General features: G+C 52.2%; 20 protein-coding genes. 9 read left to right on the top strand and 11 right to left on the bottom strand.

Translation table 11 applies throughout. From position 1 onward, the window contains the following. Complete coding sequence (locus ACT53D_RS05930; RefSeq protein WP_476155027.1) at positions 1 to 702, bottom strand: LuxR C-terminal-related transcriptional regulator; 702 nt, start codon at positions 700 to 702, stop codon at positions 1 to 3. A gap of 253 nt (positions 703 to 955) precedes the next feature. Between ACT53D_RS05930 and ACT53D_RS05925 the strand changes: the two genes are divergently transcribed. From ACT53D_RS05925 to ACT53D_RS05915, 3 genes are all read left to right on the top strand, one after another. Next, positions 956 to 1,237, top strand: coding sequence for a hypothetical protein (locus ACT53D_RS05925; RefSeq protein WP_476155025.1), 282 nt, complete (start codon positions 956 to 958; stop codon positions 1,235 to 1,237). A 152-nt stretch (positions 1,238 to 1,389) separates the two neighbouring features. Then, on the top strand, positions 1,390 to 2,976 hold the full coding sequence (locus ACT53D_RS05920) for a SulP family inorganic anion transporter (RefSeq protein ID WP_476155023.1): 1,587 nt from the start codon (positions 1,390 to 1,392) through the stop codon (positions 2,974 to 2,976). A 49-nt stretch (positions 2,977 to 3,025) separates the two neighbouring features. Next, the gene (locus ACT53D_RS05915; protein ID WP_313984155.1) at positions 3,026 to 3,670 is read left to right on the top strand and encodes a carbonic anhydrase; all 645 of its coding nucleotides are present in this window, start codon (positions 3,026 to 3,028) and stop codon (positions 3,668 to 3,670) included. Positions 3,671 to 3,742: 72 nt separating this feature from the next. Here ACT53D_RS05915 and fdx read toward each other — a convergent pair whose 3' ends face one another. The 9 genes from fdx to cysE form a co-directional block, all read right to left on the bottom strand. Continuing rightward, positions 3,743 to 4,084 (bottom strand): ISC system 2Fe-2S type ferredoxin, encoded by a 342-nt coding sequence (gene fdx, locus ACT53D_RS05910; RefSeq protein WP_194747020.1) that lies wholly within the window; start codon positions 4,082 to 4,084, stop codon positions 3,743 to 3,745. A 1-nt stretch (position 4,085) separates the two neighbouring features. Next, positions 4,086 to 5,975, bottom strand: a complete 1,890-nt coding sequence (hscA, locus tag ACT53D_RS05905; protein WP_476155020.1) for a Fe-S protein assembly chaperone HscA — start codon at positions 5,973 to 5,975, stop codon at positions 4,086 to 4,088. Between the two features lie 6 nt (positions 5,976 to 5,981). After that, positions 5,982 to 6,494 (bottom strand): Fe-S protein assembly co-chaperone HscB, encoded by a 513-nt coding sequence (hscB, locus tag ACT53D_RS05900; RefSeq protein ID WP_476155018.1) that lies wholly within the window; start codon positions 6,492 to 6,494, stop codon positions 5,982 to 5,984. A gap of 43 nt (positions 6,495 to 6,537) precedes the next feature. Next, positions 6,538 to 6,861 (bottom strand): iron-sulfur cluster assembly protein IscA, encoded by a 324-nt coding sequence (gene iscA, locus ACT53D_RS05895; protein ID WP_194747017.1) that lies wholly within the window; start codon positions 6,859 to 6,861, stop codon positions 6,538 to 6,540. A 1-nt stretch (position 6,862) separates the two neighbouring features. Further along, positions 6,863 to 7,246, bottom strand: a complete 384-nt coding sequence (iscU, locus tag ACT53D_RS05890; protein ID WP_194747016.1) for a Fe-S cluster assembly scaffold IscU — start codon at positions 7,244 to 7,246, stop codon at positions 6,863 to 6,865. 179 nt (positions 7,247 to 7,425) lie between these two features. Beyond that, complete coding sequence (locus tag ACT53D_RS05885) at positions 7,426 to 8,643, bottom strand: IscS subfamily cysteine desulfurase (protein WP_476155016.1); 1,218 nt, start codon at positions 8,641 to 8,643, stop codon at positions 7,426 to 7,428. A 26-nt stretch (positions 8,644 to 8,669) separates the two neighbouring features. Further along, a complete protein-coding gene (locus ACT53D_RS05880) occupies positions 8,670 to 9,815 on the bottom strand; it encodes a cysteine desulfurase family protein (RefSeq protein WP_476155014.1) in 1,146 nt (381 codons plus the stop codon). 27 nt (positions 9,816 to 9,842) lie between these two features. Next, positions 9,843 to 10,313 carry a Fe-S cluster assembly transcriptional regulator IscR gene (gene iscR / locus ACT53D_RS05875; RefSeq protein WP_194747013.1) on the bottom strand — a complete coding sequence of 157 codons (471 nt, stop codon included), beginning with the start codon at positions 10,311 to 10,313 and terminating at the stop codon, positions 9,843 to 9,845. Positions 10,314 to 10,465: 152 nt separating this feature from the next. After that, complete coding sequence (cysE, locus tag ACT53D_RS05870) at positions 10,466 to 11,200, bottom strand: serine O-acetyltransferase (protein ID WP_275356828.1); 735 nt, start codon at positions 11,198 to 11,200, stop codon at positions 10,466 to 10,468. 200 nt (positions 11,201 to 11,400) lie between these two features. On the opposite strand from cysE, the gene ACT53D_RS05865 reads away from it, so the two are divergent. Beyond that, entirely contained in the window at positions 11,401 to 11,709 is a 309-nt protein-coding gene (locus tag ACT53D_RS05865) for a YkgJ family cysteine cluster protein (protein WP_476155012.1), read from the top strand. A 98-nt stretch (positions 11,710 to 11,807) separates the two neighbouring features. Here the strand turns inward: ACT53D_RS05865 and ACT53D_RS05860 are convergent, their stop codons facing one another. Beyond that, a complete protein-coding gene (locus tag ACT53D_RS05860) occupies positions 11,808 to 12,560 on the bottom strand; it encodes an RNA methyltransferase (RefSeq protein ID WP_476155010.1) in 753 nt (250 codons plus the stop codon). Positions 12,561 to 12,644: 84 nt separating this feature from the next. Here ACT53D_RS05860 and ACT53D_RS05855 point away from each other — a divergent pair, with 84 nt between their 5' ends. The 5 genes from ACT53D_RS05855 to ACT53D_RS05835 all read left to right on the top strand — a co-directional run bounded on the left by ACT53D_RS05855 (position 12,645) and on the right by ACT53D_RS05835 (position 18,213). Then, positions 12,645 to 13,454 carry an inositol monophosphatase family protein gene (locus tag ACT53D_RS05855; protein ID WP_476155008.1) on the top strand — a complete coding sequence of 270 codons (810 nt, stop codon included), beginning with the start codon at positions 12,645 to 12,647 and terminating at the stop codon, positions 13,452 to 13,454. Between the two features lie 247 nt (positions 13,455 to 13,701). Then, entirely contained in the window at positions 13,702 to 16,248 is a 2,547-nt protein-coding gene (gene mutS / locus ACT53D_RS05850) for a DNA mismatch repair protein MutS (protein WP_476155006.1), read from the top strand. A gap of 10 nt (positions 16,249 to 16,258) precedes the next feature. Beyond that, positions 16,259 to 16,858 (top strand): nitroreductase family protein, encoded by a 600-nt coding sequence (locus tag ACT53D_RS05845; protein ID WP_476155004.1) that lies wholly within the window; start codon positions 16,259 to 16,261, stop codon positions 16,856 to 16,858. A gap of 94 nt (positions 16,859 to 16,952) precedes the next feature. Then, positions 16,953 to 17,321, top strand: coding sequence for a thioredoxin family protein (locus ACT53D_RS05840; protein ID WP_194747006.1), 369 nt, complete (start codon positions 16,953 to 16,955; stop codon positions 17,319 to 17,321). 295 nt (positions 17,322 to 17,616) lie between these two features. After that, on the top strand, positions 17,617 to 18,213 hold the full coding sequence (locus tag ACT53D_RS05835) for a hypothetical protein (protein ID WP_194747005.1): 597 nt from the start codon (positions 17,617 to 17,619) through the stop codon (positions 18,211 to 18,213). The last annotated feature ends 79 nt before the right edge of the window (positions 18,214 to 18,292 follow it).

Genomic DNA, 18,292 nt, shown 5'->3' with positions numbered 1-18,292 from the left:
TTATAGCCCGTCGCTGCTAAAACCGGCTTCAACTGCCTTGACTGCCGCTTGTGTGCGGTCCCGCAAGTCCAGTTTGCTTAAAATACGTTCTACATGAATCTTGATCGTGCCCGGTGAAATGCCCAGCTTTTGCGCCAGGATGGCATTGCTGGCGCCAGAGGGTAACAAGGCAAAGACCTCGCGTTCGCGCGGGGTCAGTTTTTGCAGCACGCTGTCATCAATGCCAGTGGCAGTGCGGGTGGATTGTTGCAGGGCAAATCCAATCAATCCGCACAGGCTATGCAATAGCTGCAGATTGGCGGGGCTAAGTGGATTGCTGGTCATGAGTGCCAGCAGGCCAACCGCCCGCTGCTGGACGGCAATCGGCAGATGATAGCAATGCAAGGTGGGTGCTGTGCCTACGGGCGGTTGCAGCGTCCATAAGCTGGCGACATATTGAGTATGCACTTCAAACGTGATGGGTTCCTTGAGCCATAGCGCCAGCGCACCCAGCATGGGGATACGCGCGCCCACCGGATAGGTATTGCCTCTTTGTGCCAGAATTTTGAGCGCCCCGGCATGTTGCTGGCTAATCAGGGCATGCGGCGCACCAAATTGTCCGCTTAATTCATCCAGTACCCATTGCAGCAGGCTCTCTGACCAGCCATGACTGAATAATTGCTGCCCGAGCTTTTCAAACAGGCGCTCATGCGCGATTTGCACCTGATTTTGTTTGAGGGCGTTGCGCAGGGCAAATGCACTTTCCGTGGCAGGCGCGTTTGCAGTATGAGGTATGAGGGAGTGAGCACTGTCGTTAGGCATATGCCATTTAGTATATACCGAACTCCGTATATTGGTTGATTTTTTATTGTCAGGACCCGTGCACAATGCTCGATCTGGTTATCAGACAACGCATTGTGGTGCAGGGGATACCCGGCGTCATTGAGATGAATCAGTGACACGAAAAGGATAAACAATGAAAAAATTATGGTTGGCAGTCATCGCTGCATTTGGTTTAATGGGTTCAGTCTATGCGGATGATGTTGATCAGGCGCAAGCGGTCAAGCAACAGCATCATCACAACTTTTTGAGCAAACGGCCTTATGCAAAAGTGCCATTTGCCAAACAGGATGCCGATGGCAAATGGATTGGCGCAGGCATCGTGACTGACAAGCCTGAGAAGGGCTTTGACAAGCACCAGCAAATGCAACTGCATTTTATCGGCAGGCGTCCTTACACTGCGCCCATGGCTGACTAAGGCGGCACTGAACAAGATCGGGTGGGAACAGGTCAGCGATGGCCGTATTCCCTCCGTTGCACACTGGTGATCGCACATCCCGCATACAGGCGGGGCTAGTATTTGAAAAAATGATGATAAAAACGAATAAATTAAAAGAGGACTGATACACCATGTCAACCGATACTCAACGGTCAGGGCCGTTGTCATTGTTAGCGCATTTGAACCGCGACCTACCGGCTTCGATTGTCGTCTTTTTTGTCGCCTTGCCCCTGTGCCTGGGTATTGCACTGGCTTCTGGCGCTCCTTTGTTTTCCGGCGTGATTGCCGGCATTATCGGTGGCATTGTGGTTGGCCTCGCCAGTGGTTCGCAACTGGGGGTGAGTGGACCCGCGGCCGGCCTGGCGGTGATTGTGCTGGCCGCCATCAGCAACCTGGGTTCTTATGAGGCATTTCTCGCTGCGGTCGTACTGGCCGGGGTGTTCCAGTTTTTGCTGGGCCAGTTTAAAGCCGGCTTCATTGCTTATTTTGTGCCATCTTCGGTGATTAAAGGCATGCTGACCGGCATCGGCCTGTTGATTATCCTCAAGCAGATTCCGCATGCCTTTGGCTATGATGCGGATTTTGAAGGTGACGAAGCCTTTGAGGAGGCAGGGGGTCACAACACATTTAGTGATATTTTGCAGGCCTGGGATTTATTGACGCCAGGCGCCATCCTGATTGCCGCTGTTTCCTTTGCCATCCTGATTTTTTGGGATGTCTATTTGAGTAAAAAGCATCGTGTGTTTCAAGTGCTGCAAGGGCCGATTGTGGTGGTGTTCACCGGTATCGCGCTCAACTGGGCGTTTATGCATGAATGGCTGGACTTCAAACTGGCGGCTGACCAGATTGTGAGCTTGCCCGTTGCCAGCAGTCTCGGCGACTTCGCCAGTTTTTTCACCCACCCGGATTTTAGTCAGATGGCTCAGCCTTTGGTGATCAAAACCGCATTGGTGATGGCGATTGTGGCCAGCCTGGAAACCCTGCTGTGTGTGGAGGCGACGGATAAACTAGACCCGCACAAGCGTGTGACACCGACTAACCGTGAGCTCAAGGCGCAGGGGTTAGGCAATGTTTTGTCTGGCCTGATTGGCGGTTTACCCATCACACAGGTGATCGTGCGTAGCAGTGCAAACATTACCTTTGGTGCACACACAAAAATGTCAGCGATACTGCATGGTTTTTGGTTACTGTTGAGTGCCATCACCATCGCCAGCCTGTTGAATATGATTCCGCTGGCCAGCCTGGCAACCATTCTGATTATGGTCGGCTATAAGCTGGCCAAACCCAGCCTGTTCAAGCAGATGTATGCCTTGGGTTGGGAACAGTTTGTGCCGTTTGTGGTAACGATTGCCGCGATTGTGTTGACTGACTTGCTGACCGGCATCGGCTTGGGCCTGGTGGTGGCTATTTTCTTCACCTTGCACCATAGCTATCGTAATTCGCATTACATCAAGCAAACGCGCTCGAACGAAGAGGGCCGCGAAGTGTATCATCTCGTTTTGGCCGAAGAAGTATCGTTTTTTAATAAAGCGAGCATCCTCGAAGTCTTGGCATCCATCCCGCGCAATAGCAAGGTGGTGATTGATTGCACCAATAGCAAATCCATCGCCTATGATGTGGTGGAGTTTATTCAAGACTACCAGCAACAGGCCAAACTGAAAAATATTGCGGTTGAAACCATCCAGTTTAACCCGCCCAAATTTATGCTTGGCCATTAAGATTTTGGCTGATCAATAATAAAAAACTGATTATTAAGGATAGATTGATATGTACAAACATCCCTTGCTCGACCGTGACAAAATGACCCCGCGTGAAGCGCTGGAGATTCTGGTCGAAGGCAACCACCGTTTTACCAGTGATCTCGAGCAGGACAAGGACTTCAAAAGCCTGATTCAAATCACCAAAGATAAGCAACACCCGTTTGCTTCATTCCTCAGTTGCAGTGACTCCCGAGCACCGGTGGAGTTGTTGTTTGATCAGGCGCTGGGCGATGTGTTCAGTGTGCGTCTGGCAGGCAATATTGCCTCGGATAAAGCGATTGGCAGTCTTGAATTCGCCAGTAAATACCTGGGCAGCAAACTGATTGTGGTCATGGGCCATAGCTCTTGCGGCGCAGTCAAAGCAGCTTGTGACGATTTCAAAGACGGGCATATTGGTGAGATTATCAATCTGATCAAACCCTCTATCCGTCACGAAAAAACAGTCTCAGATCCGGCGCAGCGTAATTCCAAGAATGGCGACTTCGTGGAAAAGATTTGTGCACTCAATGTGAAATATCAAATCGATACCATCATCCGCTGCAGTGATATTGTCGATGACATGCTGCAAAGCAAACAAATTGGTATTGTTGGCGCGGTTTATGATATCTCGAATGGTAAAGTGGACTTTCTCGAAGAGACGTATATTGGCTAGTGGCTGGTCTGGTACAAATAAAAAGCCGATGCATGCATCGGTTTTTTTTGTGGGAGCGCAGGAGTCAGGCGCCTAGTGGTTACCCTCTTTGGCCAGATTGATGCTGTATTTCGGAATCTCAACCGTGACATCCTGATCCTGCAACACGGCCTGGCAGGACAAGCGTGAATGCGGTTGCAGGCCCCAGGCACGGTCCAGCATGTCTTCTTCATCTTCTTCGATCTCGTTCAGGCTGTTAAAGCCTGCACGCACAATGACATGGCAGGTGGTACAGGCGCACACGCCGCCACAGGCATTATCAATGTCTATGTCGTGCTTCAACAAGGCGTCGCAAATCGAAGTCCCTGAGGCTGCTTCAATCACGGTGCCTTCCGGGCACAGTTCAGCGTGGGGGAGGATGGTAATTTTAGGCATATCAGAGTTCCAGTGAATCCAGGTTTTTACCGGCCAGCGCTTTTTTGACAGACGCATCCATGCGTCTGGCGGCAAAGGTTTCGGTGGCATGGTTGAGGGTTTCGGTCGCTTGTTTGATGGCTTGGCTATCGTGTTCATTACACAGGGCACGTAACGCCTGGATAGACGCTTCTATCTGCGCACGCTCCGCCGCATCGAGCAAGGTATCGCCACTCTCTGCGAGGGCGGCTTCAATCGCTTCAATCAGGCGCTGGGCATCGACTATCGCTTCACGCAGCATGCGCGCCTGTTTGTCTGCTTCGGCGGCGCCAAACGAGTCTTTGAGCATACTGGTGATTTGTTCTTCGTTGAGGCCATAAGACGGCTTGACGGTGACATTGGACTCGACGCCACTGGTCTGTTCGCGCGCGGAGACCGAGAGCAGGCCATCGGCATCAATCTGAAAGGTGACGCGGATACGGGCAGCACCGGCCGCCATGGGCGGAATGCCACGCAGTTCAAAGCGTGCCAGTGAACGGCAGTCGCTGACCAGCTCGCGCTCGCCTTGTACCACATGGATCGCCATTGCCGTTTGGCCGTCTTTATAGGTGGTGAAATCCTGGGCACGTGCAATCGGCAAGGTCGAGTTGCGCGGAATGACTTTTTCAACCAGCCCACCCATGGTTTCCAGTCCTAAGGACAGCGGCGTCACATCCAGCAGCAATAAATCATCGCCACTACGGTTGCCAGCGAGAATGTTGGCCTGAATGGCAGCCCCCAGGGCGACCACTTTGTCCGGATCCAGATTGGTTAACGGTTCTTGCTGAAAAAAGGCTTGTACGGCATGACGGATATGCGGCATGCGTGTCGCGCCGCCAACCAGTACCACGCCCTTGATTTCATCGATGGCCAGGCCAGCATCGCGCATGGCTTTGCGGGTAGGGCTCAGGGTTTTATTGACCAGATGTTCGGTCAGAGCAACAAACTGGCTCACGCTCAGTGTTTCATCCACCAATGCACCATTACTGAGTTTGCAGACAATATTGGCTTCATGGTTATCGGTCAGCCATTCTTTCGCCTGGCGCGCTTTGGTCAGCAACAAGCGCGTGTCTTCTTCGGTTAACGGTTTGAAGTCTGCCGTTTTGCTACGCACCTGATCGAGCACCCAGCAATAAATTCGGTGGTCAAAATCATCGCCGCCCAGGGCAGAGTCGCCATTGGTTGACAGGACTTCAAACACCCCTTTGCTCAAGCGCAGGATGGAAATATCAAATGTACCGCCGCCCAGGTCATAAATGACATAGACGCCTTCTGCAGCGTTATCCAGGCCGTAGGCAACGGCGGCGGCCGTCGGTTCATTGAGCAGGCGCAAGACATGCAAGCCTGCCAGTCGGGCCGCGTCTTTGGTCGCCTGGCGTTGCGCATCATCAAAATAGGCGGGCACGGTAATGACTGCACCGGTGAGTTCACCGCCCAGCGCCTTTTCAGCGCGTACTTTCAGTGTCTTTAAAATCTCGGCAGAAATCTCAATCGGGCTTTTGAGACCGGCACGGGTTTTCAGCTCCAGTATGCCGTGTGAGCTGTCGTTCTCGACAAAATGGTAGGGGATATGCGCGCGGTCGGTGATGTCGTGCAAGGCCCGGCCCATAAACCGTTTGACCGAAACAATGGTATTCACCGGGTCCTGGCTTTGTGCCGCTTGCGCCTCATGGCCGACGACGACAGCCTCTTCGAGGTAACGTACCACAGAAGGTAACAAGGCATGCCCGTGTTCATCGTGCAACACGGTGCTCATGCCGCTACGCACGGTCGCCACCAGCGAGTTGGTTGTGCCCAGGTCTATGCCCACCGCCAGTTTGTGCTGGTGTGGGGCTGGGGAAAAACCTGGTTCTGAAATCTGTAATAGGGCCATGAAATTCTAATCTTCCAACTGGGCGATGATCTGGTGGATATCCTCAGTCACTTTGTCAATAAAACGCATTTTACGCACGGTCATCGCCGCCGCTTGCGGGGCGTCAGCCAGTTCGGCTTTCACCTGTTGCTGCAAGTCTTTGGCCGCCAGACGCATTTGTGACAGCAAGCGTTCCAGTGCTGGAATGTCTTTGCCAAACTTGGCGTCTTCCATCGCCTCGCGCCATTCCATTTGCGACATCAGAAAATCCGCTGGCATGGCGGTATTCTGTTCCTCATCGGTAGCAATGCCCTGCAGTTGCAGCAGATAACGGGCACGGGCGGTCGGCTGCTTCAAGGTTTGATAGGCCTCGTTGGCCAAGGTGGCCATCTGCATGGATTGCATACGTTCAGCAGGGGAGGCGTTCACAAACTTGTCAGGATGCACTTCAGCTTGCAGTTTGCGGTAGTGCGCATCGAGTGTGGCCAGATCAATTTCAAATTGGGCTGGCAGCTGAAACAGCGAGAAATGGTTTTGCATAAAGTCATCAGCCGCAGAAAACGAAGGTTATCTGCGGCAACAATTAAACCGTAAAAGACTCACCACAACCACATTCGTCCTTGACGTTGGGGTTGTTGAACTTAAAGCCTTCATTGAGGCCTTCTTTGGCAAAGTCGAGCTCGGTGCCATCGATGTAGACCAGACTCTTAGGGTCTACAATCACTTTAATGCCATGGCTTTCAAACGTCGTATCCTCTGGCTGCAGATCATCCACAAACTCCAGCGTGTAAGCCATGCCCGAGCACCCTGTGGTTTTGACACCGAGGCGCAAGCCTATGCCTTTGCCACGGTTCGCCAGAAACTTTTCAACACGTTGGGCCGCGGCTTCTGTCAGGGTAATCGCCATATTACGCGCCTTGCTTGGATTTCAAATCGGCAATCGCGGATTTGATCGCATCTTCGGCCAGCACTGAGCAGTGAATTTTCACTGGCGGTAACGCCAACTCTTCCGCAATCGCAGAGTTCTTGATCTCTTGCGCCTGATCCAGAGTTTTGCCCTTGAGCCATTCTGTCACCAGTGAGCTCGAGGCAATGGCAGAGCCACAGCCATAGGTCTTGAATTTGGCGTCTTCAATCACGCCCGCATCATTGACCTTGATCTGCAATTTCATCACGTCGCCGCAAGCGGGCGCACCGACCATACCGGTGCCGACATTCGGGTCGTTTTTGTCCATAGAACCCACATTACGTGGATTTTCGTAGTGGTCTAATACTTTATCTGAGTAAGCCATATGATTGCTCCTATCAATTAAAACGTCACATAAAGATTATGTTCATGTTTTAATTTAAAAAATAATTCTTTAATGAATAAAAAATGCAGATTTCATTGTCTGGCAAGGCGGAGGCATGCGCCGTTTAGTCTAATCTAAACAAGCATGTCGACAACGCCGCCAGGCGATGAAAGATCACATTAATGCTCTGCCCATTCAACTTTTGACAAATCAATCCCATCCTTGAACATCTCCCATAATGGGGACAGTTCACGCAGTTTTCCAATCTTGCTCTTCAACAAATCTATCGTGTAATCCACATCAGCCTCGGTGGTAAAGCGGCCAATGCTGAAACGGATGGAGCTGTGAGCCAACTCGTCAGAGCGGCCCAAAGCGCGCAAGACATAGCTTGGTTCCAGGCTGGCCGAGGTACAGGCAGAGCCGGAGGAGACGGCGATATCCTTGATTGCCATAATCAGCGATTCACCTTCTACAAAGTTGAAGCTCACATTCAGATTGTGGGGGACGCGGTGATCAAGATCCCCATTGACGTAAGTCTCTTCAATTTGCAGCAAACCATTGAGTAGGCGGTCACGCAACATACGGATACGTTCGTTCTCGCTGGCCATTTCTTCACGGGCAATGCGGAAAGCTTCTCCCATGCCGACAATCTGGTGGGTGGCCAGCGTCCCGGAACGCATGCCACGTTCGTGACCGCCGCCATGCATCTGCGCTTCAATGCGGATGCGTGGTTTACGGCGGACATACAAGGCACCAATCCCTTTAGGGCCATAGGTTTTGTGCGCAGAAAAGCTCATCAAATCCACAGGCAGTTTTTCTAGGTCTATCGTTACTTTACCGGTGGCTTGTGCGGCATCCACATGAAAAATCACGTTGTTTGCACGGCAGACATTGCCCAGCGCTTCGATATCCTGAATCACGCCGATTTCGTTATTCACCAGCATGATGGACGCCAGCACGGTGTCAGGGCGAATGGCTGCCTTGAATTTTTCCAGTGAAATCAGGCCGTCGGCTTCTGGTTGCAAATACGTGGCTTCATAGCCCTCGCGCTCCAGTTCACGCACGGTGTCCAGCACCGCTTTGTGCTCGGTGGCCGCGGTAATGATGTGTTTGCCTTTGCTGGCAGCATAAAAATGCGCAGCGCCTTTAATCGCCAGGTTGTTGGACTCGGTCGCACCTGAAGTCCAGACGATTTCGCGTGGATCCGCATTCACCAGTTTGGCAACTTCTTCACGTGCATGCTCAACCGCCTGCTCGGCTGTCCAGCCGTAAGGATGGCTACGCGAGGCCGGGTTACCAAAATCCTCGGTCAGGTAAGGGATCATCTTTTGTGCAACACGAGGATCCACAGGGGTGGTCGCAGAATAATCCAGATAGATCGGCTTTCTTTCAGACATATTTCAATGCTCTTTCCATAAAATACTTATGCCGCGATGGCACTTAACCCTTTGAGACGTTGCACTTCTTTCTGCAACGCGGCTAAAAATTCGCTGATTTCTTCGGCGGTATTACTGTCGCTCACACTCACGCGTACCGCACCGCGCGCAAGGTCAGGTTCTATCCCCATGGCCAGCAGGACATGACTGGGCTCAGTACTGTCACTGGAGCAGGCGGAGCCGCTGGCGACAGCAAATCCAGCTTTATCCAGCGCGGTGACCAAGGTCTCACCCTCAATATTGGGGATGGCAAAAAAACTCGTATTGGGCAGGCGTGGTACATTCTCCGCAAAGATCACCGCACCCAGACGCTGCAATCCGGCTTCAAGCTGAGACCGCAAGGCGTGGGTCGCCTGGCTGCGGCTTTGCAGCGTTTGCATGGCAAGCTGGCAGGCACGGGCAAAGCCTACAATACCGGCGACATTCTCGGTGCCGCTACGCAAGCCTTTTTCTTGTCCCCCGCCGTGTAGCAAGGGCGCAATATCCACCCGTTTGTCCAGAATCAGCGCACCAACGCCAACCGGACCACCAATTTTATGGCTGGAAAACGTCATCGCATGCACGCCCAAAGACGTAAAATCGACAGGCACCTTACCAAACGCTTGTACGGCATCGCTATGGATCAGCGCGCCACGGGCTTTTGCCAGTGTTGCCAATTCAGCGACCGGCTGTAAGGCACCTGTTTCGTTATTTGCCAACATGCAAGATACCAAGCCTGTGCGTGTGTTCAGCGCTTGTTCGGCTTGCTGCAGGTCCAGCATGCCTTCGGCCGTGACCGGTAGCGTTGCCACTTTCCAGTCATGCCAAGCCAGCGACTGCGCAGGTCTGGTGACACAGGGATGTTCAATGGCACTGATCAATAATTGCGTGGCACTCAAGTTGGCCGCCATGCCTTTAATGGCAAAATTATTGGCTTCGGTACCACCGGAGGTAAAGACCACTTGCGACGGTTGCACACCCACACATTCTGCAATCTGTGCTCTGGCCAGTTCCATGGCATCGCGCGCATTGCGCCCAAACACATGGCGACTGGTCGGATTGCCACACGCTTGCCCCAGCCACGGCAACATGGCGTCCAGCACTTGCGGTTTCAGTGCGGTGGTGCTGTTGTGGTCAAAGAATACGGTGGTCATGGACTTGGTGTGCCTTGATGCCCGGCCTTAAGCCGCAATGCTGGCTTCAGAGCCACATTTTCGCGGGGCAAAGATCACCTGGCCGGTAGATTTGTTGCGTTGCATGTCTACCATGTCGGCCAGAGTGACGCCTGACAGGTAGTCCAGAATTTTGCTGTTTAAAGAAGCCCATAGCTCATGGGTCATGCAGCGGCCTTCTTCATGGCAATTCTCGTTGCCACCACATTGGGTCGCGTCAATTTGCTCATCTACGGCAGTGATAATGTCAGAGACGGAAATCTCATGATGCGCTTTGGCAATACGGTAACCGCCGCCGGGACCGCGCACGCTGGAAACCAAACCTTGTTTGCGCAAGCGACTAAATAACTGTTCAAGATAAGATAATGAAATGCTTTGGCGCTCACTGATGCCGGCCAATGTCACTGGTTTATCCGCTTCATAGAGCGCGATATCCAACATGGCGGTAACGGCAAAACGACCTTTGGTAGTTAATCGCATCTTGAGATGACCTTTAAAAACAGTATTGAATTATAGAATAACCTACTGTTTTAGTCAATTATTATGCTGTAAAAGTTCAGTCTGTTTTTATCCATCTAATCAAGGCCTCAATGCGGGCCCGAGGTTAGGCTGGAAAGGCCTGTTCGCTGCCTTTATTCCGGCTTTTTGGCAAACGCCTCACCGACATTGCTGTCGTTTTCCACATCATTGAGCCTGGCGACTTGCGCCTTCAGCTCGGCAATTTCTGCTTCTTGCTTGTGTGCATGATCGAGCAAGCCGTTGATCGCCTTGATCATCGGGTCATTTTCATCATTGCCCACCGCATAGGCGTTGAACCCCATTTTCTGTGCGACATCATGGCGTTGCTTGGCTTTTTCCTCCTCGAGGATACGTGCCGGAATCCCTACCGCAGTGGCGTTTTCAGGGACGTCTTTGACCACCACGGCATTGGAGCCGATTTTGGCGTTCTTGCCGACGGTGATGGGCCCCAACACTTTAGCCCCTGCGCCTATCACAACGCCAGATTCCAGTGTTGGATGACGTTTGCCCTTGTTCCAGCTGGTGCCGCCCAAGGTGACGCCATGGTAGAGCGTGCAGTCATCGCCAATAATCGCTGTTTCGCCAATCACCACGCCCATGCCATGATCAATAAACACGCGCCGACCAATGGTGGCACCGGGATGAATCTCGATGCCAGTCAGCCAGCGGCCAAGATGCGACAACGCGCGTCCCAGCCAATAGAGCCGGTGACTCCATAACCAGTGACTGAAACGATGCAAAATCAGCGCGTGGACGCCAGGGTAGGTGGTCAGAATCTCGAAATGTGTCCGTGCGGCCGGGTCACGGTCAAACACAATCGAAATATCTTCTTTAAGATGTTTGAACATGCGCGCATTATGCCACAAGTCTTGGCTTAGGCTTGCCGGGTTATTGCTTGGGAGGGATGGTTAGCCACAGCGGGCGAAGAGATCGCAGAGGAAACCCATGAAACACACGTTTTTGTCTCTCTTTGCCTGGTGTGGGCGTTGTGGCTAAAAAAGGGAAAGCCGTTAAAATAGCGAGCGTGTTTATTAGAAATTCGTGTTGAATGTCAGATCATTGCCAATCCTGTGGCGCCTGCTGTGCCAGTTTCCGCGTCTCGTTTTACTGGGCTGAGACTGACGCGCATCCACTGGGGACGGTGCCGGCCGCCATGACGAAAAAAGTCAATGAGACCTATGTTTGCATGCAGGGCACCGAGATCAAGCCGGTTCGTTGTGTCGCGTTACAAGGGCAGGTCGGGCAGTCAGTCGGGTGCAGTATTTATGCCTTGCGCTCGAGCACCTGCCGCGAGTTTGAAGCAGGCTCGGTCGTTTGCAATGAGGCGCGGGCGAAGATCGGGTTGGCGGCGATTTGACGGCGCATGGGGGAGAAGTATTCACCGCCGATAAACGCAATCGGCGTTTTGCCTGGTTATCTGTGGCTCTGTTTGTCCCTATGGGGTGAACGCAGTCACTAATACTTGCTGTGTTTTTTTGGATTGACCGTGAGCGTCAAAATCCCGCGCAACAGGTTCACCTCCTCTTTTTCTAGCCGGGTACGGCCATACAGGCGGCGCAAGCGCTCAAACAGTTTTTTCGGTGCACGTGGATTGATATAGCCGATATGCTCCAGGACTTCGCGCATATGCTCATAAAAGCGCTCCAGGTCTTCCTGGGTCGCCAGCTCCACCGGTTTCTCCTGGTAATGCAGTTCACCGGTCGTCACGGCCATGCGGGTTTCATAACACATTACCTGCACGGCTTGCGCCAGGTTGAGTGAGGTGTATTCCGGATTGGCCGGAATCGTCGCCAGTACATGGCAGCGGTCCGCTTCGGCGTTGCTGAGTCCGCTCATTTCGGTGCCAAACACCAGCGCGACCTCGCTATGGCTTGCGACAGCTTTGACTTCCTGTGCTGCTTCACGCACGGTCATCACTTGTTGCGACAACGAGCGCTCTTTGCCGCTGACGCCAATCACAAACTGGCAATCAGCCAGCGCTTCTTCCAGGGTTTGTGTGACCACGGCGTGGTCCAGCACGTCGCCTGCATTCACGGCCAGTGACTTGGCTTCGCCATCGGGAAAGTGCTTGGGACGAACCAAATATAGCCGGTTCAGGCCCATGGTTTTCATGGCGCGCGCGGTCGAACCGATATTGCCAGGATGGCTGGTTTGACACAACACGACGCGGATATTGTTAAAAATGGGGGATTCAGAGTTAGAAGACATGCGTATATTTGGTCGTTGTGTTTGTGACACAGCGCTTAAAAAGCTAAAATAGCATTTTATCAGTGTAATCAAGAATCCCACAGCATGCATCCAACCCTGAATGTCGCCATCCGCGCCGCGCGTGAAGCTGGCAAAATCATTAACCGTGCCGCCATGGATATTGGCGCCCTCAAGATCGAGCAGAAAGACACTAACGATTTCGTCAGTGAAGTGGACCGGGGTGCCGAGCAAGCCATTATTGCCGTGCTCAAGGACGCGTATCCCACCCATGGCTTTTATGGGGAAGAGAGCGGTAAATCCAACAGCGAGTCCGATAGCATCTGGATCATTGACCCGCTGGATGGCACCACTAACTTTTTGCATAACTTTCCGGCATATTGCATCTCGATTGCCTTGCAAGAAAAAGGCGTGCTGACGCAAGCCGTCATTTACGACCCTGTTCGTAACGACCTTTTTACCGCCACCAAGGGCAGTGGCGCCTTCCTGAATAACCGCCGTATCCGCGTCACTCAGCGCGCAAAACTGCAAGAAGCCTTGCTCTCTACCGGCTTCCCATTCAAAGATTTTAGTTACTTTGAAACTTACATCAATATTTTCCGCGACATGGCCAAAAAAACCTCTGGCTTGCGCCGCCCTGGTTCGGCTGCGCTCGACCTGGCTTACGTTGCTGCGGGTTACAGTGATGGTTTCTTCGAGATTAATCTCTCCCCCTGGGATATTGCTGCCGGCGCTTTATTAGTGCAGGAAGCTGGCGGGATCGTCGGCGACTTTGAGGGCAACGAGAGCTGGTTGCGTACCGGTAATATTGTTGCTGCTAATCCTAAGGTATTTAGCCAAATGTTGCAGGTGATTGCACCGCATTTAACCGAGCGGATTAAAACGCCGACTTTGTAATTTTGTATTGCGTTCAGGCTTGTTACAAACCCGGAGTTCAATCCGGGTTTGTTTTTTTCTGGCACGACAACCTGCATCAAGGTTGTTCTCCTCACTTGAGAGAATGACTTTTTTATAGATCTATTGGTCACGGTTGTATTCGTCATGCCGCTGGCCGGACACATGATCATCCTGCATCCTTTTGTTGTAAGATGCCAAGGCTAAACACACTTATTCACTCAACCCATACTCGCACTGATTTATTCGCATGTCCTTCGAAAACCACACCCCCATGATGCGTCAATACCTGACGCTTAAAGCACAGTATCCCGATATGCTGCTGTTTTACCGCATGGGTGACTTTTACGAACTGTTTTTTGAGGATGCAGAAAAGGCAGCCCGTTTGTTGGGGATTACCTTAACTCGCCGCGGTGCCAGCAATGGAGAGCCGATCAAAATGGCAGGCTTGCCTTACCATGCGGCCGAGCAGTATCTGGCCAAGCTGGCAAAAATGGGCGAGGCAGTGGCTATTTGCGAGCAGGTGGGCGATCCGGCGACCTCAAAAGGACCGGTGGCGCGCGAAGTGACGCGCATCCTGACGCCGGGCACACTGACGGATGCGGCCTTGCTGGATGAAACCCGCGATAACACTTTGCTCTGCGTAGCCAGGGGCGAGGGTGTATTGGGGTTAGCACGGCTCAATCTGGCCTCAGGCGAGTTTGTTTTGACTGAAATTGCACCAGGACACTTGCCGCAGGAGCTGGAGCGCATCCATCCGGCGGAGCTGGTCATGGCTGAAGATCATAATACTGAGGCCTTGCAGCATGCACGTTGCGCCAAAAAACGGCTGGCCCCCTGGCAATTTGACCTGGAAACGGCCAACCGCAGTTTGACCCAGCAATTCAATACGCATGACCTGGCCGGGTTTGGCTGTGGCGAGATGCCCGCGGCCGTGACGGCGGCGGGGGCCTTGCTGGAGTATGTGAAACATACGCAGCGCACGGCCTTGCCGCATATTGTCGGCTTGCGTGTCGAGCAGAGCCATCATTACCTGCAACTCGATGCGGCCACCCGGCGCAATCTGGAAATCGATACCACCATACGCGGTGAGACTTCTCCCACTTTGTATTCGTTGCTGAACTCGACGCAAACCGCCATGGGTGCGCGTTTGTTGCGGCATTGGTTGCATCATCCTTTGCGTAACCAGCAGACCATACAGCAGCGGCATCTGGCAGTCGCCGAGTTATTTGAACAGTTTTTAGATCAAGCCTTGCAGCAGGCTTTGCATCACGTCGGTGATATTGAGCGCATGACTGCACGCGTGGCGCTCAAGTCGGCCAGACCACGCGATTTGTCTGGTCTGCGCGATAGCTTGTTGCAGCTGCCGGCGCTGGTCAGCGTCTTGCCGCGGACACAATCCGGCTTGTTGCAGAGTCTGATCGCCGAATTGCAGGTACCTGCCGAGGCTTTGCAGATATTGGTACAGGCGATTCAAGCTGAGCCGTCTGCCGTGTTGCGTGAGGGCGGTGTGATTGCGACGGGGTACGATGCCGAGCTCGATGACTTGCGGGCGATTCAGACCGACCACGGCGATTTTCTGTTGCAATTTGAGGCCGCTGAAAAAGCCCGTACTGGCATTACTAACCTCAAGGTTGAATACAACAGCGTGCATGGTTTTTACATTGAAATCAGCCGCTTACAGGCAGAAAGTGCGCCAGCGGAGTATCGTCGCCGCCAGACCTTGAAAAATGTAGAGCGCTTTATCACGCCCGAGTTAAAAGCGTTTGAGGATAAAGTGTTGAGCGCCAATGAGCGTGCGCTTGCACGTGAAAAAATGCTGTATGAACAGGTGTTAGAGGCTTTACTGCCACACATCGCCCAGTTGCAGCGCATTGCCACCGCCGTGGCGACCTTAGATGTGCTGGCCTGTTTTGCCGAGCGCGCACGGTCGCTCAATTATGTGCAGCCGCAATTCCGCGCAGAGAATGGCCTGGATATCCAGGGTGGGCGGCATCCGGTGGTCGAGAGTATCGCGCAGCCCTATGTAGCCAACGATGTCGTGCTCAATCCCTATCGGCAGTTATTGCTGATCACCGGCCCCAACATGGGCGGTAAATCTACCTTTATGCGGCAAACGGCCTTGATTGTGTTGCTGGCCTACTGCGGCAGTTTTGTGCCTGCCCAAAGCGCAATGATTGGTGAGATAGACCGTATTTTTACCCGTATCGGCGCCTCAGACGATCTGGCAGGCGGGCGCTCCACGTTTATGGTGGAAATGACGGAGACGGCGAATATCCTGAATAATGCCACCGCAAACAGCCTGGTATTACTGGATGAAATTGGCCGTGGCACCAGTACCTTTGATGGCCTGAGTCTGGCTTGGGCAGTCGCCAAACAACTGCTCGAAAAAAATAAATCACTGACCTTGTTTGCCACCCATTATTTTGAGCTGACGCGCATTGTCGATGAAGCCAAGCATGCCGCCAACGTCCATCTGGACGCCGTTGAGCATGGTCAGGGCATCGTCTTTTTGCATAAAGTTGAAGAGGGCGCCGCGACCATGAGCTATGGTATACAGGTGGCGCAACTGGCCGGCATTCCCAAATCGGTGGTGCAATTGGCTAAACGCAAATTGCAACAACTCGAAAACCAGACCATTGCAGCGACACCGCAAAACGATTTGTTTGCCAGTGCCGTGCCCCCCGAGGAACCGCCTGCCCATCCGGTGGTCGCAGAATTGGAACGCATACAGCCTGACGACCTGACACCGAAGCAGGCGCTAGAGTTACTTTATCAATTGAAAAAACAACTGTGAGGATTTCACCATGCAAAAGCCAGCCATTACCCAGCAGCCCATACACGAACTGATTGCCAACCGTTGGAGTGGCCGCGCCTATGATGCCAGCCAAGGCGTGAGTCAAGAGCAAGTCATCAGCCTGCTAGAAGCAGCCCGCTGGGCGCCTTCCTGCTTTGGCGACCAGCCCTGGCGCTACGTTGTTTGCAACAAGGCGGATAACCTGCAAGCCTGGCAAGCAGCATTTGATTGCCTGGTGCCTGGCAACCAGAGCTGGGCTGTGAACGCACCGGTGTTGTTACTGATTTGTGCCGATACCCTGTTTAGTCATAACGACAAACCCAACAAATGGGCACCATACGATACCGGCGCCGCCACAGAAAACCTATGTCTGCAAGCCACCGCACTTGGCCTGATGGCGCACCAGATGGGCGGTTTTGATGCCGACAAAGCCAGAGCGACCTTCAATGTGCCTGAGCGCTACCAGATTCTGGCCATGGTCACCGTCGGCTACCAGGCGGATGTTGAAAGCCTCACGGGTGAAACCAAAGAGCGTGAAACCGCAGCGCGTAGCCGTAAACCGCTCAATGAGCTGTTTTTCAATGGTCAATGGAATCAAAGCATTGTTTAAACTTTGCGCGATTGCAGCAAAAGCGGTTAGCGAGCCTGCCATCCTCTGCTAAAATGTTGGCGATAAAAATATAATTGAACGGATTGGAGATCATATGGCAGTCGTTACGCTGACCAAAGCAAATTTTAAAGAAACCATCGAGAATCACCCATTCGTGATTGTCGATTTCTGGGCGCCATGGTGTGATCCCTGTGTGGCCTTTACACCCACCTTTGAGGCCGCGGCAGCAAAAAATCCTGACATCGTGTTTGGCATGGTCAATACCGAAACCGACCCTGAAATTTCTGATTATTTTGAGGTCAAGCAGATTCCTGGCTTGCTGGTTGTGCGTGAGCGCGCCGGCATACACGCACAAGTCGGCGAGATTGGCGCGCCAGCGCTGGACGAGATTATCAAATGGGCAAGAGAGTTTGATATGACGCCAGTGCGCGAGTACTACAAGGCGGAAGACGCCAAGCAGTAATTGGTGAGTTTGCCTAAGTTTAAAAAGCCGTGCTGAGCATGGCTTTTTGCTTTTCTGAGACGATTAATTTTGTATGTCGCAGTTAAAGTTGAAAGTTTGCCCCTATAGGCTACAATCACTGAAATAGTAACGCTATATCTCTAGATTAATAATCTAAATATAGGGTATGCAAAACAACAAGAATAAGAAAGAGAAAGGGATTCGAGCCATGTCTATCCATTATACAATTCATAATATAGAGACCCATGGGTCTCTATGCTTACTGATATGCATCTCCCAATAGGTTAGCTAATTAATGGTGAACACCAACAACTTCAAAATCGTGTGGTGGGCAATTCTAGTGATTGCTCTAGGTGGTTATCTCTACCTAAGGCAAGACCAACTTGTTGGCGGGAGTCCAACTTATTTCGACGTAGTTGTGTTCTTGGTGTGGATGGCGGTTTGCCTTGCTCCCATCTTCAAGGACGTGAAGCTATTCGGTCTCGAACTCAAGCAAGACATTGAACAGCTTAAAAAAGACATCTCACATCAATTGGCACTCATGAAGGTTGAGCTTCAATCGTCGATTGACATTTCTTCATCCAATACCAGTCATGTACACATCAACAGCGGAGCGCCGATCCCTGCTAACGATGCGGAAATACCAGATATAAAACAGCAAATCGGGGAAACCCTGAGAGAGTTTGGTATTAGTGTAGGTAAGACAGCTCAACCCGAGTTGCAGTTTGCGCATGACATTCAAAAAGAGAGCATTGATCTATTCAAGGTTCGCCTTTCCTTTGAACGGCTTATCAATGAGTACTCTCGTTTGAATGGCATCGACCCACGCCGTTATCCAATGCATATGGTCTGCGCTAGCTCCAGAAAAACGAAAAGCTTTCACCAAACGTAATTAATGGAGTTCTAGAGGTTATGGCTATTTGCAACTATGCCGTCCATGGGGAAACGGTTTCTGAGAACCAAATTGCTTT

This window comes from Methylophilus sp. DMC16, assembly GCF_056314045.1.
This window is presented reverse-complemented; position numbering and strand designations above follow the sequence as displayed.